Annotated in this window: 12 protein-coding genes; 2 read left to right on the top strand and 10 right to left on the bottom strand. The window is 64.9% G+C overall.

Annotation, left to right across the window (positions count from 1 at the left end; genetic code table 11):
* Nucleotides 1-47 precede the first annotated feature (47 nt).
* The 8 genes from U1E26_05575 to U1E26_05610 all read right to left on the bottom strand — a co-directional run bounded on the left by U1E26_05575 (nt 48) and on the right by U1E26_05610 (nt 10,727).
* The gene (locus U1E26_05575) at nt 48-1,124 is read right to left on the bottom strand and encodes a BMP family ABC transporter substrate-binding protein (protein MDZ4169106.1); all 1,077 of its coding nucleotides are present in this window, start codon (nt 1,122-1,124) and stop codon (nt 48-50) included.
* Between the two features lie 94 nt (nt 1,125-1,218).
* Nucleotides 1,219-2,124, bottom strand: a complete 906-nt coding sequence (locus U1E26_05580; protein ID MDZ4169107.1) for a site-specific tyrosine recombinase — start codon at nt 2,122-2,124, stop codon at nt 1,219-1,221.
* A 75-nt stretch (nt 2,125-2,199) separates the two neighbouring features.
* Nucleotides 2,200-3,315 (bottom strand): alanine dehydrogenase, encoded by a 1,116-nt coding sequence (ald, locus tag U1E26_05585; GenBank protein ID MDZ4169108.1) that lies wholly within the window; start codon nt 3,313-3,315, stop codon nt 2,200-2,202.
* A gap of 162 nt (nt 3,316-3,477) precedes the next feature.
* The gene (locus U1E26_05590; protein MDZ4169109.1) at nt 3,478-4,563 is read right to left on the bottom strand and encodes a DUF3866 family protein; all 1,086 of its coding nucleotides are present in this window, start codon (nt 4,561-4,563) and stop codon (nt 3,478-3,480) included.
* A 3-nt stretch (nt 4,564-4,566) separates the two neighbouring features.
* Nucleotides 4,567-5,700, bottom strand: coding sequence for a M20/M25/M40 family metallo-hydrolase (locus U1E26_05595; GenBank protein MDZ4169110.1), 1,134 nt, complete (start codon nt 5,698-5,700; stop codon nt 4,567-4,569).
* A 1-nt stretch (nt 5,701) separates the two neighbouring features.
* Entirely contained in the window at nt 5,702-7,315 is a 1,614-nt protein-coding gene (locus U1E26_05600; GenBank protein ID MDZ4169111.1) for a CTP synthase, read from the bottom strand.
* Between the two features lie 65 nt (nt 7,316-7,380).
* Nucleotides 7,381-8,418 carry a hypothetical protein gene (locus U1E26_05605; GenBank protein ID MDZ4169112.1) on the bottom strand — a complete coding sequence of 346 codons (1,038 nt, stop codon included), beginning with the start codon at nt 8,416-8,418 and terminating at the stop codon, nt 7,381-7,383.
* On the bottom strand, nt 8,415-10,727 hold the full coding sequence (locus tag U1E26_05610) for a hypothetical protein (GenBank protein ID MDZ4169113.1): 2,313 nt from the start codon (nt 10,725-10,727) through the stop codon (nt 8,415-8,417). Before U1E26_05610 ends, U1E26_05605 begins: the two co-directional genes overlap by 4 nt.
* Before the next feature lie 170 nt (nt 10,728-10,897).
* On the opposite strand from U1E26_05610, the gene murJ reads away from it, so the two are divergent.
* Both murJ and U1E26_05620 read left to right on the top strand, forming a co-directional pair.
* Complete coding sequence (murJ, locus tag U1E26_05615) at nt 10,898-12,499, top strand: murein biosynthesis integral membrane protein MurJ (GenBank protein MDZ4169114.1); 1,602 nt, start codon at nt 10,898-10,900, stop codon at nt 12,497-12,499.
* Entirely contained in the window at nt 12,499-13,173 is a 675-nt protein-coding gene (locus U1E26_05620) for a glycosyltransferase (GenBank protein MDZ4169115.1), read from the top strand. Before murJ ends, U1E26_05620 begins: the two co-directional genes overlap by 1 nt.
* A 17-nt stretch (nt 13,174-13,190) precedes the next feature.
* Here U1E26_05620 and U1E26_05625 read toward each other — a convergent pair whose 3' ends face one another.
* Together U1E26_05625 and steA are read right to left on the bottom strand one after the other, a co-directional pair.
* Entirely contained in the window at nt 13,191-14,039 is an 849-nt protein-coding gene (locus tag U1E26_05625; protein MDZ4169116.1) for a copper transporter, read from the bottom strand.
* A gap of 15 nt (nt 14,040-14,054) precedes the next feature.
* Nucleotides 14,055-15,182 carry a putative cytokinetic ring protein SteA gene (gene steA, locus U1E26_05630; protein ID MDZ4169117.1) on the bottom strand — a complete coding sequence of 376 codons (1,128 nt, stop codon included), beginning with the start codon at nt 15,180-15,182 and terminating at the stop codon, nt 14,055-14,057.
* Between the last annotated feature and the right edge of the window lie 49 nt (nt 15,183-15,231).

Consider the following 15,231-nt stretch of genomic DNA (forward strand, 5'->3'; position numbering starts at 1 on the left):
AGTGAACGCCCGCCCGCCGGTCGCATCGGCGTGGATCCGTTGAGTCGTTACTTGGTCTCGGGAACCGTAACCGTTCCGGCCTTGATGTCGGCGATCGCCTTGTCGACGGCCTCCTTGACCTCAGCCGGCATCTTCGTCTCCCAATCGTGATACGGGGCAAGGCCCACGCCATCCTCTGCAAGACCGAAGACGCGGTTCTCTCCGCCCTTGAGGACGCCGTCGACAGCTTCCTTGACCGTGAGGAACACGGCGTTGTCGACCCGCTTGATCGCAGAGGTCAGAATCGTGTCACCAATGCCCTCGATGGTGTTGTACTGGTCGGCGTCGACGCCGATGAACAGCGCCTTGTTGTCCTGGCACGCCTTTGCGGTACCAGAGCCCGTGGCTCCCGCAGCGGCGAAGATGATGTCGGCGCCAGACTCGATGAGGGTCTTGCCGGCCTCGAGGCCCTTCTGCTGATCGGTGAACGTGCCGGTGTAGATGGTCTTGATCTCCACGTCGGGCAGTACCGACTTGGCGCCCGCGATGAATCCGGCCTCGAACTTCTGGACGGGCGGGATCTCCATACCGCCGACGAAGCCGATGATCTTCTTGTCGTTGAGGCGATCATCCACGTCCGGCATAGCCGTCAGCTTGCCTGCGACCACACCCGCGAGGTATCCGGCCTCCTGCTCCTTGAAGAGCAGACCGACCACGTTGGCGGAAGGCTCTTCGAAGAAGATATCGATGCCTCCAAAGTTGACGTCTGCGAACTGCGGCGCCACTTTGACAACGGTGTCCGTCATCAGGAACCCGACGGCGAAGATCGGGCTGAAACCGGCCGACGCGAGCTGGTTGATGTTGCTCTCGTAGTCGGTCGGCTCCTTGGACTCGAGGGCCTCGATGGTGACGCCCAGCTCGGCCTTGGCCCTCTCGAGACCCGCGTAGGACAGGTCGTTGAACGAATCGTCGCCCAACCCGCCTATATCGGTGACCATCGCTGCCTTGACGTCGGTCATCGGCTCCTCGGCAACCGGATCCTCGGCCGGCTCCTCAGGCTGGGCACAACCCACCGCAAACGACGCGATGAGCGTGAGAGCCAGCATGAGGGCCAGCAACTTGCTCCACTTCGATATCACAGACATCTCCCTCCCTATACACGGACAACCCCTGCGTATTCATTCTACTGCTATTGGGGCAGGAGTGGCCCACCAACCGGATACGTGACACCCTGACTGCTCAGCGCATGCGCGCACGAGGGTGTGTCGATAGGTATTCTTCCCGAATATGGCGCGTATCCACATGTGTGTAGACCTGAGTCGTCGAGATGTCCGCATGACCGAGCATCTCCTGCAGCGCCCGAAGGTCAGCGCCGCCTTCCAGCATGTGCGTCGCGAAGGAGTGACGCAGGGTGTGTGGGTGCAATCCCTCGAGACCGACTCGCGCGCCGTAGCTGCTCACCATCGTGTGCACGCTCTGCCGCGACATGCGCCTCCCCCGCCGCGAGAGGAACACTGCTGAGTCCACGCCGCTGACACTGCGCGCGGAGCGCAGATGCGCCCTTCCGGTCTGCAGGTACGCCGCAAGGGTCCGCGACGCCATGCCGCAGATCGGCACCAGCCGCTGCTTATCGCCCTTCCCCGTGACACGCACCACCCCGGCATCCAAGTCCACATCCATCATCTCGAGACCCGTCACCTCGCTGGCTCTCAGCCCGCAGCCATAGAGCACCTCCAACAGCGCACGGTCCCGCAACCCCACGGGTCCGTCGGGAAACGACTGCGACAACAAGCGGGCGGCCTCGTCGACCGAGATCACGTCAGGAAGCCGTTCGGGCACCTTGGGCAAGGCCAGCCGCGCCGTCGGGTGGTTCTCGGTGATACCTTCTCGCACAAGGAACTTGTGAAGTCCTTTGAGCGATGCGGCTTTGCGCTCCACCGAGCCCGGCGCAAGACCCCGCTCGCGAAGATGAAGCAGGTAAGCGGTGATGTCTTCGCGCCGGATTGCATCGGGTGAGGTGATGTCGCGGCCTTGCAGAAAACGCGCGTACTCGGCTAAGTCGGCGCGATAAGCGGCTACCGTGTTGGGGCTCGCTCCGCGCTCGACGACGAGGTGTGCCAGGTACTCGCTGATGAGTGTCTCCACGCCACGAGATGATACGCGAAGCGGCCGCCCCTTGAACCGGGACGGCCGCTTCGATCTTTGCTTGGACTACCAGGGTCAGGCGATAAGCCCCTCGAGAGCGACATACTCGAGTCCGTGCGCATCCGCGACCGGCTTGTAGGTGATCTTGCCGTCCAGTACGTTCACGCCCTTCGCCAAAGCGGCGTCGTCGGCAACCGCCTGCTTCCACCCCTTGTTGGCTATGGCCAGTCCGTAGCGCAGGGTCGCGTTGTTGAGCGCAAGGGTCGACGTGTTGGGCACGGCACCGGGCATGTTGGCCACGCCGTAGTGGAGCACGCCGTCGACGAAGTACGTCGGATCGGCATGAGTTGTCGCCTTCGTGGTCTCGATGCAGCCACCTTGGTCCACGGAGACGTCAACAACCACCGAACCGCGCTTCATGTTGGGGAGCATGTCCTTCGTAACGAGCCACGGCGTACGAGCGCCGGGGAGCAGAACGCCGCCGATCACGAGATCTGCGCCGTAGACGGCCTCCTCGACGTTGTGGGCGTTGCTGTACACCGTGCGGACTCGGTTGCCCCACAGCTCATCGATGTAACGCAACCGGTCAAGGTTCACGTCCATGACCGTGACATTGGCACCCATACCGACCGCCATGTACAGCGCGTTGATGCCCACGACCCCCGCGCCCAGGATCACGACGCTTGCCGGGAGCACGCCAGGCACACCACCTATCAGCACGCCGCGTCCACCGCGCGGCTTCTGGAGGTACTCGGCTCCGACCACCGAGGCCATGCGACCCGCGACCTCGGACATAGGCGCCAACAGCGGCAACGTCTTGTTGGGCAACTCGACGGTCTCGTAAGCGATACACACGGCACCCGAGTTGATGAGCCCCTCGGTCTGTGCGAGGTCGGGCGCCAGATGCAGGTACGTGTACAGGATCTGACCCGGGCGCAGGCGGGCGATCTCGACCGCCTGCGGCTCCTTGACCTTCACGATCATGTCGGCGCTGGCGAAGACCTCATCAGCGCTCTCGACGATACGCGCTCCTGCAGCCGCATACTCCGCATCGGGAAATGAGGATCCATCACCCGCCGTCTTCTCAACAAGCACACCATGACCGGCACGAACGAACTCGCGCACGGAACCGGGCGTAAGGCCGACCCGAAACTCGTTGTTCTTGATCTCTTTGGGTACTCCGATGATCACGGCTGACCAGACCTCCTTGACGAACTGCTATCGCGGGGACGTTGTCCATTTACGGAATCTCGCTATTGGGAACGAGATTGTTGCTAAGTGTAACGTCTTGGACGCTGGGCGCAATGCCTCAGAGAGAAATCCTGAGCGCAACGGTTTTATATGCGCAGCGAACTAGGTCGCCGCACGCGCCAACCGCGCCGCAACATCGCCCGAAGCGAACGCCGCAGCGAAGAAGGCGGGGTCATCGGCCAGCACCCGTCCCATGCTGGACACCTGGACGCCGCGCATCGACGGCAGAGATGCGCCGGCAGCGGAATCCACCCGTTCGTGACGCACCCACACTCCCGCCTGCTCCAGGGCAGCGTCTATCACGGCCTTCTGCTCAGCGATGACGTCGGGTACCGGCACCTTCGCAGGAGCAAGCGCGATGCGCGTCAGTGCGGCGATGGAGTGATGGCTGACTCCCCTGTGCCGTTGCCGAGAGTCGGCGAAGGAGACCCGAAGGCAGGCTATCGGCACGCCGTCGAGGGCTGCCACCGCATTGATGGCCTCCCCTTGCGAAACCCCGCCGTGCCCGAAGGGGGTGGCCGTCCCAACGACGCCCGGTCCGATCGCGACGATCAACACGGCGGCGCCACAGATGTGCGCGCCCACAAGCAGCCCGGAGTGTAGGTTGACGGACTCGAGCGTACCGCCGAAGGCCTGGCCACACGTCACCGTGGCATCGATCAGCCCGGCGCTGATACTTGACCGAATCACGTCGGACAGACCGAGTGCCAGTGCAGCATCATCGGTCATGCAGTACACGACAACGGCATCCGGGTCTGCCTGCTTGACTGCAGCGGCGACAAGAGGAACTTGGCTGTGCAGCCCGCAACACACAACGGGAAGGCCTCCGAGTGAATCAGCAGTGCGCAGGCGTTCGTGGTGGGGCGACTCCTGCGCCTCCGCAGCCAGCACGTCGACCTGAAGTGGCGAGTACCGTAGCTTCATGATGTGACCACCTGAGGCGACATCATGTATGACGCCCTCGCCACGACCGGCGCGCGCAACCACGAAATGGGCGCCGCCGGTTCCGAGCCCCAAGTCCATCGCCGTGGTGTTGACCACGACGCGGTCACCCGGCCCGCATGCGCCGGACAACCCCAGGTAGCAGATCGCGTAGCCGACGCTGCCGTCATCCAGCGCCACGGCAAGCCGTTGCATGCCGTCGTGCGCATCCTTGATCGCGCTGATCGTCCCCCAGACCAGTCGCATGGCTCAGTCCTCCCGAGCCATGCGCGCGGCCACCGCCACGCACAGCTCTGTCAGACGCTCCAGGTCGGAGACGGCGAGCGACTCGGCCGTGCCGTGAACGCCCTTCATCCCGCACGACAAGGCGACCGCAGGCACTCCGAGGGCGGCGATGACGTTCGCATCACTCCCGCCCCCGGTCGCGAAGAAGCGGGGAGGTATTCCGACATCGATGCACGCCGCCCGCACGAGCTCCACCGGCCCCTCAGTCTCAGCGAACGTGAACCCCTCGTACTCAACAGTCCACAGGAGTTCGACCTCACCGCCGGCTTCTCGAGCTGCTGAACGGATGATCTGATCCATCGTGCCCTGTAGCGCCTCGGCACGCACCCTGTCAATAGAGCGGCATTCGCCGGTCAACCGGGCCCATCCGGCGATCACGTTGGTTGCCGTTCCCCCCTCGATGGTGCCGACGTTGGCCGTTGACAACTCGTCGACCCTCCCGCTCGGGAGCCTGCACACGGCATCAGCCGCCATGGCAATGGCCGACACGCCCTGCTCAGGCGAGACCCCGGCATGAGCCGCACGGCCTGTGAACTCGGCTGTGAAGGTGATGTGGGTCGGCGCCGCGATGACTATTCCGCCCGGCTCGCCCTCAGCGTCGAGCACGAGGCATACGTCACCCGATACGACTGATGGATCGAGCGCCTTGGCCCCTCGCAGGCCGACCTCCTCCTGTACGGTGAACACGCACTTCAGGGTAGGTCGCGGCTTGCTCGAAGCGGCCATCACGGCAACGCACTCGATGGCCGCAGAGAGGCCCGCCTTGTCATCGGCTCCAAGAACCGTCTGGCTTGCCGACGTGATGATGCCATCCTCGATGATCGGCTCGACCCCATCACACGGTTCCACGCAGTCGAGGTGTGCGCACAGCACGAGGGTTCCGGGTGTGGTGCCTTGAAGCACCGCGATCAGGTTCCCTGTGTCGGACCCTGTGGTGGCGGCTGAGTCATCAAAACGCACGGCGCACCCTGCGGATCTGAGTGCATCTGCGCACAGCGCGGCACAGGCACTCTCGGTGCCGGAAGGGCTGTACGTTCGGCAAAGCTCCAGGAAGGTCGCCAGCAACCGCCCCGCATCGATCGGCGGATGCTCGCCCATGTCAGCCCTCGCGCGAGCGCCGGAACGCCACCGCGGCGCCCACGAAGTCGCGGAACAGTGGTGCGGGCCTCGTGGGCCGGCTCTTGAACTCGGGGTGCCCCTGATTGCCCAGGAACCACGGGTGTCCGGGCAACTCCACCATCTCGACGAGGCGACCATCAGGACTCACGCCGCTCACGATGAGGCCTGCTTCGACGAGCTGGTCACGGTACGCGTTGTTGACCTCATAGCGGTGGCGGTGACGCTCGTAGATGACTTCCTCTCCGTACGCAGCCCATCCCTTGGTATCGGGCGTGACTTTGCACGGGTAGGCTCCAAGCCGCATGGTGCCACCCATGTCAGCCACATCGTGCTGGTCGCGCATCAGGTCGATGACCGGGTGCTCGGTCACCGGATCGAACTCGCTTGAGTTGGCGCCATCAAGACCCGCAACGTGCCGAGCGAACTCGGCCACGGCCACCTGCATGCCCAGGCAGATGCCGAAGTAGGGGACATCGTTCTCGCGGGCGTACCGGGCTGCGCGGATCTTGCCCTCCACACCGCGGATACCGAAACCGCCGGGCACGAGGATGCCGTCGAAGGCGGCAAACGTGGTCGCCACCTCTTCGGGGGTGAGCGACTCAGCGTCCACCCATTCGATCTTCACCTTGTGCTCGTGGTAGATGCCGGCGTGGTCAAGTGCCTCAGTCACCGACAGGTACGCATCCGGCAGTGCCACGTACTTCCCCACGAGGGCGATCCGAACCTCATCGGGCAGCGCGGCTGAGTGCGCCACGAAGGCTTCCCATTCGGCCATGTCAGGCTCGCCCGCGGTCAGCGCGAGGCGATCCATGACCATCGTATCGAGCTTCTGCTCCCGCAACCGCATCGGTACCTCATAGATGCTGCGGGCATCCTGCGCGGACACGACGGCCTCTGGCTCGACGTCGCAGAACAGCGCGATCTTGCGACGGATGCTCACGTCGATGGGACGGTCGCTGCGACATACGATGAAGTCGGGCTGAATACCGATGGAGCGCAGCTCCTTGACTGAGTGCTGCGTCGGCTTGGTCTTGAGCTCGCTCGACGCGGCGATCCACGGGACGAGAGACACGTGGATGTAGCACACGTTGTCGCGACCCTTGTCCTTGCGCATCTGCCGTATCGCCTCCAAGAACGGCAAGGACTCGATGTCGCCGACCGTGCCGCCGACCTCGGTGATGATCACGTCGGGGCGGGTCTGCTCGGAGAGCCTGTTGATGCGCTCCTTGATCTCGTTCGTGACGTGCGGAATGACCTGGACGGTGCCGCCGAGAAAGTCTCCCCGGCGCTCCTTGCCGATGAGGTTCTGATACACGGATCCGGCAGTGACGTTGCAGTCGCGCGACAGCGACTCATCCACGAACCGCTCGTAGTGCCCGAGGTCGAGGTCGGTCTCTCCCCCATCGTCGGTCACGAAGACCTCGCCGTGCTGGAAGGGACTCATCGTGCCGGGATCGACGTTCAGATAGGGATCGAGTTTCTGGATGGTGACTTTGAGGCCACGGGACTTGAGAAGTCGGCCAAGCGAGGCCGCCGTGATGCCCTTTCCCAGCGAACTGACTACTCCACCGGTCACGAAGATGTGCTTGGTCATGTGCTCCTTCTTCTCTCCATCGTCACCAGCGTCTGAAAATCGCAAATACCCTGACTCCGTCGATTCTACTTCGACGATGCGACATCGTCGCCATCGGATTGCCCACTATCGGATTCGAACCTCGTGGACGCGCCTTGAGAGGGCTCGCCACCGCCCAAGCGCCCCAGGCCATCAAGCCACCTCAGCGCAGGGTTGGCCTCGATAACGCGCGAGTAGCTGACGCGCTCGCTCGCTGCATTGGCGACGAACATGAGTGATGCGTAGACGAGCAGTCCCCACACCGGCAGCCCCAGTACGATGAACATCCCCGCCACGGCGCCCATCGGATTGGCCCCCGCATCGCCCAACATCCCGCGCTCACCCAGGTCGCTTCGCCACACTGCGGCAACAGGGCCAAGGAGAAACACCGACAGGGCCAAGCCGTCCACGGCGATATGCCCGGTCGTGCTCCCGAACACGGTCGGTCGGTAGAGGGCCGCCATCACCGTTGACGCCACACCCACCAAGGCGAGCAGTGAGTACGTCTTGAGCGCCCGCCCGGGGCGCAGATCCATGAGGTTCACGAAGTTCGAAGTCAGCGCGATCGCCGCCCCCGCCACGAGCGTGAGAGCGAATCGCACCCCCACTTGCGCAGCGTCAGATACCCGTGTCGTTCCCCACGGCGCGACCTGGGACACGATAGCAGCCGCCACCAGGCACGCCAGTCCGATGCCGACCAGTTTCAGGCCACCGGTCGTCAGGCGCGCCCGACGCATCGCGCCGAGGTGCCCCCGAAACCCGCGTGTCTCACCGGTCCCGAACGCATCGTCGACCATGCCCAGCGCGAACGCGACAAGCGCCAGAGGGCCCGCCAGCGTCAGCACCCGCAGCACGCTCGTATCAGATACTGCGGCTGCGGCAATGCCGCCCACGATGGCTGCGCCGGCCCAGATCAACCACACCACGCCAAGCCCGAGGTGGACCCGCGTGCCGCGGTAGTTCAACGCGGCCGCCTTGGACGCGGTCGCCAGCGCGGGCTCCAGCATGCGCATGAAGAGCCACGGGAGGAGCGCCCCAAGGAGTGCAGCGCCCAGAACCAATGCCGCGGGCGCTGCGGTGCTCACCGTACGTCCGCCCGTTGCGTGTCGGGCCTGCTTGGCGCATCGAGCAGACGCGCGAGCATGAGCCACGCCAAGGCCACGCCGATGTAGAACACCTCGAGCGCAGGCAGGACGATGCCCGAGTCCTCGGTGAAGTACGCCGCAAGGCCCGCGACAAGCGAGACGGTGATGGCATCAGCGAAGTTCGGGTTCTCGGCCAGCGTGTCCGCGAAATCGCCTTGCGGCCGCCACCTCATGAACGCCAAGAACGCCACGACCGCGATGAGGATGTAGGCCCAGCGTGTGTGGGTCAGAACGCGCATGTTGGTTTCCGCCTTGCGCGCCACGATCTTCCATAGCTCGATGACGCCTCCGGAGTCCGCAGACTCCAGCGCGCGCGCGAGGTGCGTCTTCTCGCCACCGCCGAACAGGTCGATGGCGGCGAACGCCCCCACGACCACGATGACGATCAGAGCAATCCAGACCCCGGTCTTGAAGGACACGTGACGCCCGTTCATGAGCACCCAGGCGAGCACGAAGCCCACCGTGCCCCACGCCACCACACCCACGTTGGCCCCGAGGAAGGGTGCCGCACTGACGACGACGATGACTACACCCACAACGGGCAGCCCGAGGCGTTTGAACACGCTCGTCCAACGCTTTCCGGCCCACTCATCGAACAGCATCGCAAGGCCGACTATCGTGGCCCCGAACAGTATCGCCGAGGCCTCATTGCCGATGCCGTAAAAACGAGCCGCCATCAGGGGCGAGTAGCCGAAGATATTGGTGAAGGATGCGGGTGCGCCGAGGAACTGGTCAACCAGAAGCACGAGGCTCGTGAGCAGTGAGAGCGCCGCTACCGGCACCCTCGGCGGGAGGAACTTCAGCGAGATGAGCGACAGCAGCCACAGTGCCGTCGCGGAGGCGAACAATCCGACCAGCACCTCAGCCACGGTTGCGGGCCACGGCATCCAGGCGAACATCAGCCACGACGAGACAGGGATGCACAAGGCGTACAACAGCGCCGCGCCCAGCGCGTACACCCACGCAGTGCGCAACCTCGACGACCACAGCCGCGAGCGCACGATCACCATGCTCGAGAGCAGGAGTACGAGCACCGTGAACATGACGAAGCCGTTCACCACGCCGGGTTTCGCCGCATCGACCGAGACGGCGGTGCGATTCATCCGATCGAGAATCGCGATGCGTGCTTCAAGAGACTCCGGTGCGGCGAGAAGCGTCATCTCGTTGCCCAGAACCTGGACGGGGCGCTCGATTCCAAAGATATCGAGCACCGTCGCGGTCAGATCGAGGTTCGTCACGAATCCGGATCGCTGGGTTGAGCTCGACGTCAGGAACCCGGACCAACCTTCGCCCGACACGACGATGGGACCCAGCCCCTCGAGCCGACCGATACTCGGATCGAGCGTCGACTGTGAGGCGACGATCAAGGTGGCGTCAGGAAAGCGCTCCCCCGCCATCGCGACCACGTGATCGAGGGCCTCTACCGCGTGCTGGCGGTGCCGGGCAGCGATCGCGGTCGTCACCTGTGACTCGAATCTCGCTGCCCGGTACGCGTCGCCCGCATCGAGCACCACCAGCGCGGGTCCGGTGACGTCCATCGAGGCGCTCGCCACATCTTGAAGGGCCCGGTCGAATGCATCGGGGTCGGTCTCGATGCCGAACGGCGCGTTCGGGTCCTCACGGAGCAGCCGCGCGGACACATCTCCCGCAGCGACCAGTCCCTGCTGGTTCATGGCCGCCAATGCGGCCGCACGGACCTTGCGCTGCTCGCCGGTCACGTACCCGACGTCGGAGTTTCCGACCGCCGCCGTAAGACCGCCCGCATCCTCGACGGCTTGGCCGAGTGTGCCGAGGACCACCTCGAACGAACGCTCGGCATTCGCGCGTTGCGTGACGGGCATTCCGAGGAAGACGATCTGGTTGGCCCGCACCTGATAGCCGGTCGTGCGCCGAAACGCCTCGGCCGCGTCACCGACCTCGTAGCGCTCGTTGACGTGGTACGCGGCAGCAGCCTGAAAGTCGGGCACCGACCACGCGCCTGCCGAGATCGTGAGTGCACCCTCTAGGGGCGAAGACGGCTCACCGAGTCTCCTCGCGCGACTGCGCGCGTTGATATCGCCGATCGCCCCCTTGTCCGCGAGTTTCCAGATCGTCGGCGTCGACGTCGGCGTGACATCACTCCACGTGAGGTAGGGAGCAAGCACTATGACGACGCGTTTCGCCTGAGGCTGCGCGGAGGCAGGGGTAGCGCTGAGCCACGCGCAAGAGAGCGCGGCAGCCAGCACTGCTGTCGTGAAGAGGCGTTTCATCGGTGCCTATGGTAGCGGATGCGCGTGATCGGCGCGGTGACGAGCGGTTGACGCCTTCGCGACGCCCGAATCGTGCCATCTGAGCTCAGGTACACTGGTCACGGCCCGCGCGACCTCGCGCGGCACGGTCAGCGCCGACGTACACGGGAGCCATCATCGCCGCGCCCTCGATAGCCCGTTCGACCGCCCTGATGTCAGTCGCGACGCTGCTGTCACGCGTGACGGGTTTCGTGCGCATGTGGGCCATGGCGCTCGCGCTGGGAGCCAGCGGCCTCACGGCCGCCTACGGGGTCGCGAACAACGTCCCCAACATGATCTTCGAACTGGTTGCCGGAGGCATCCTCTCCTCCCTGTTCATCCCGACCTACCTCGAAGTCAAAGCCGCCCGCGGTCCCGAGGAGGCAGGGCGCTTCGCGAGCCGCGTGTTCACGCTCATCGTGCTCGCACTGGGAGTGGTGGCGGTTGCCGGAACGCTCTTCCCGGCGCCGTTCATCTGGACCCAGACCTTCCGCTCAAGCGGCGCTTCTGGCGCTGCCGTTCAAACCGCGGCTGCCTTCTTCTTCACGTTCTTCGCCATCCAGGTGGTCTTCTACGGCGGCGGGATGGTCATTCAGGGGCTGCTCAACGCGGAGCGCAAGTACCTGTGGCCCGCGCTTGGCCCGGTGTTCAACAACCTCGTCGTCATCGCTACGATGCTGGCTGTCTATCGCATGCCGCTCAATCGGACGACGCTCGTCGTTCTCGCCGTCGGCACGACGCTGGGCGTCGTAGCCATGTTCGCCGTCATGATTCCCTCGCTCGTGCGCACCGGCGTGCGCTACACGCCCTCACTCGGGCTGAACGATCCCTATGTGCGAAGGATGCTGGTGCTGGCCGTTCCCACCGTCATCTACGTGGTGACGAACCTGGTAGCGGTCTCGTTTCGCAACGCCAGCGCACTGTCAGTCACCCCGAACGGGCCTGCGGTACTGGCGTACGCGTGGACGTTCTACCAGCTTCCCTACGGCATACTGGCGGTCGCACTCGCCACCGCGGTCTTCACCGAGATGTCAGACGCTGCCGGCAAACAGGACATCGCCGCCTTTCGAACAACGTTCTCGAAGGGCCTGCGAGCCACAGCATTGCTGGTCATGCCTACGTCGGCTCTGCTTGTGGCGCTATCGACACCTCTTGCCACGCTCTACCTCATCGGACGCTTCAGCGCCACGGATGTCCCTGCGGTCGCCGGGGCGCTCAGATTCTGGGCACTGGGGCTCGTCTTCTTCGCCTGCATGATGTTCGTATTGCGTGCGTTCTACTCGCTCAAGGACACCCTGACACCGATGCTCACGAACCTGTTCACGACCACGCTGCACATCATCGGATACCTCGTTCTGACCACCGGGATCGGGGCATGGTCGGGGCTTGGGCTCAACGGAATACCCGTGGCCGACGGGCTCTTCTACGCGGTTCAGTTCGGCATCCTCGCCCTACTCCTGCGCAAACGCGTCGGCGAGCTCGATATGCGCGGTTTCATGTCCACCTTCGCACGCACCATTGTGGCTTCGATCGCAGCCGGCGTAGTCGCTTGGTATGTATCAGGTGCCCTGGCCGGTACCGGACCGAGCGTGGCTCAAGCCCTCCTGCAAGTCACCGTGGCCGGCATCGCCGGGCTCGCTACCGCCTTTGTCGTCGCCCGACTGCTGCGCATCGAAGAGATGGCGATCGTCGCCGAGCTGGGCACCAGGGTCACACGCCGCCTGAGCGGCTCGAAGAAGGGTGATGACACGTGATGATCGCCGCGCTCATCCCGGCGTTCCAAGAGGCCGAGCGTATCGGCGCCACCGTAACCGCGGTGCTGGCGCTACCGGGTATATCCCGCTGCGTGGTCGTCGATGACGCATCGGCCGACGACACCGCCGACATCGCTCATGCGGCCGGAGCCAAGGTCGTCCGCCTGGCGTTCAACGTCGGCAAGGGAGCGACGCTGGAAGCGGGTGCAGCACGGGTGGCCGATGCCGACGTGATCCTTCTCCTTGACGCGGACTTGGGCGAGACGGCTTCACAGGCCACCCTCTTGCTGGAGCCCGTGCTGGCCGGGCGGGCCGACATGAGCGTTGCGACGTTCCCACCGCCCGTCGGCAAGGCGGGGTTCGGACTCGTCAAAGGCATGGCTCGGTCCGGCATCCGGAGAATGGGCGGCGGGTTCGAGGCGATGGCCCCTCTGTCGGGCCAGCGTGCGCTCACCCGCGCGTGCCTAGAGGCGACACGCCCGTTCGCATCGGGGTATGGCGTCGAGGTCGCCCTCACGGTCCGAGCCCTGCGCAAGGGACTGCGTGTGGTCGAGGTGCCTACCCAGATGGCGCACGCGGCCACGGGACGGGACGCGGCGGGGTTCACCCATCGCGGGCGGCAGTTCGTGCACGTCTCGATCGCGCTCACGAAGCTGGCGTTCGAGAAGCGCTAGCCGCGCAAGCAGTTCGACTACGGCGTGATCTCAGGTGGATCCGGAAACGCCGCGTTCGCACCCTCGCCCGTGCCGTAGATGCCCGGTTTCGAGCCCGTGAACAACGCAACGAGGGTGTAGCTCCCTACGTCGTTTCCAAGGGTGTCGAACGCCGAGATCCCCGCATCATCGGCTGCCTGCGTGATACCCGGGTCTTCCCCCTCGACCTGGGCGGCAACGCCGACGCCGAACTCCTGAAACGCCGTCGCCAGAGCGATGCCGGCAGGCTCGACCTTACCCTGCGTCATCGCAAGATCCAGCAGGCCGACGACGTCCATCCCATCGGTGAAGCCGTCGATTCTCAGTGCCCCCGCCTCAACCAACGCGGCGGTCACCGGCCTCGTCGTCTCCGCAGACGCCCACTCGGCCACAAGCGAGGTCACGACGCTTTCGAGCAACTCGCCGTCGGATGACACGAGGCTCTCCACTTGCGAGCGCACATCGACGTCTTCGAGCCCAAGGTCCGGCTGTAGAAGCACGACACCTGCGACCGCCCCGCCAGCTCCCTCGACCGCTTCGAGCGCCGCTTCGCCACCGCTCGCCCTCCCGCCGTTGGTGACGACGATGACCGTCTTGCCCTCGAGTCGTCCGCGCACCCACTCATCGGTCAGGGTCGAGCCGAACGCATCGAGCACCTCGTTGTCCGCAGACAGGCCGCTGTTCTCCTCACGGAGCTCGGCGAACTGCTTCTCCAAGCCCTTGACGAGCGCGTTCTGCTGGCGCGAGACCGCTCCACTCTGCACCACGAGACCACCAAGAATCAGTCCCAGCGCCAGAGCAAGAAACAGGGCCACAAGAGATGCGATGTGGTAGCGAAGGTTGTACACAGGTCCCCCCTCGGGTCACGCGCCGATAAGCGCGCGCAGGTTCAGAATGAAGAGCTCAAGGAACGAACGAACGTCGGGCGAGATCAGCACGACGGCACTGACGGCCACCAGAGCGGCTCCGACGATCACCATCAGGTGGGCGGGGCCGACGGCGCTCCGATACAGCTTGCTCACGCCCTTGGCGTCGACGAGCTTCGGTCCGACCTTCAGGCGCACAAGGAACGTCGAGGCCATACCCTTGCGCCCCTTGTCGAGATACTCCACGAGGTTAGCGTGCGTGCCCACTGCGACGATGAGATCGGCTCCGGACTCCCAGGCCAGCAGAAGAGCGAGATCCTCGCTCGTGGCAGTCAGAGGCCAGGTGTGTGCCGCATCGGCGACGCCGAGCGCTTCGAGTCGCGCGCGGCCGGGCGCGCGGCCGTCTGCATAGGCGTGCACGATGAGTTCAGCGCCACTGGTGAGCGCCGCATCGGTCACCGAATCCATGTCCCCGACGATGATGTCCGGCTTGAATCCCGCATCGATGATCGCGTCGGCTCCGCCGTCGACGCCTACAAGGACCGGCCGCATCTCGCGCACGTAGGGCTTGAGCGCGTCGATGTCCTCCTTGAAGTCGTAGCCGCGCACGACCACAAGAACGTGGCGTCCGTGGATGGGCGTCTTGACCACCGGCACCCACATCTCGTCAGTGAGTATGGCGCGTTCGCGGTCCAGATACTGCAGGGTGTTGCGCGCGAACGAATCCAGCTGGTCGCCGAGGTTGGCCTTGGCGGCCTCCATCCTGGCTTCGATCTCGGCCACCGAAAGGCGTTCTCCCGATGCGCACACCCGGCCGTTGATGACCACGTCGTCGCCGACCACCTCGATGGAATCGCCCTCGTGCAGGCACTCGAATATCTCGGCGCCGACCGCGTCGATGAGGGTCACCCCACCGCGCGCCAGGAGCAGCGGCCCGACATTGGGGTACGCCCCGGAGATGGACGGTGCGGCGTTGACGACGACTTCGACACCGGTGCCGACGAGCGCCTCAGCACTCACGCGGTCCATGTCGACGTGGTCGATGATGGCCACGTCCTCGGGGCCGAGGCGCTGCACGAGATCCTTCGTACGCTTGTCGAGTCTCGCTGTTCCCTGGTGGCGCATCTCACTCCGGTCAAAGACGGTGAAAACGCATGCCCCTGCGACAGGCGGC

The sequence above is a fragment of the Coriobacteriia bacterium genome (assembly GCA_034370385.1).
Taxonomy (GTDB): Bacteria; Actinomycetota; Coriobacteriia; order Anaerosomatales; family PHET01; genus JAXMKZ01.

Excerpts from the sequence above, each read along its gene's own strand:
- U1E26_05575 (MDZ4169106.1), bottom strand. The coding sequence starts at position 1,124 with ATGTCTGTGATATCGAAGTGGAGCAAGTTGCTGGCCCTCATGCTGGCT.
- U1E26_05590 (MDZ4169109.1), bottom strand. The coding sequence starts at position 4,563 with ATGCGACTGGTCTGGGGGACGATCAGCGCGATCAAGGATGCGCACGAC.
- U1E26_05595 (MDZ4169110.1), bottom strand. The coding sequence starts at position 5,700 with ATGGGCGAGCATCCGCCGATCGATGCGGGGCGGTTGCTGGCGACCTTC.
- U1E26_05600 (MDZ4169111.1), bottom strand. The coding sequence starts at position 7,315 with ATGACCAAGCACATCTTCGTGACCGGTGGAGTAGTCAGTTCGCTGGGA.
- U1E26_05610 (MDZ4169113.1), bottom strand. The coding sequence starts at position 10,727 with ATGAAACGCCTCTTCACGACAGCAGTGCTGGCTGCCGCGCTCTCTTGC.
- U1E26_05620 (MDZ4169115.1), top strand. The coding sequence starts at position 12,499 with ATGATCGCCGCGCTCATCCCGGCGTTCCAAGAGGCCGAGCGTATCGGC.
- steA (MDZ4169117.1), bottom strand. The coding sequence starts at position 15,182 with ATGCGCCACCAGGGAACAGCGAGACTCGACAAGCGTACGAAGGATCTC.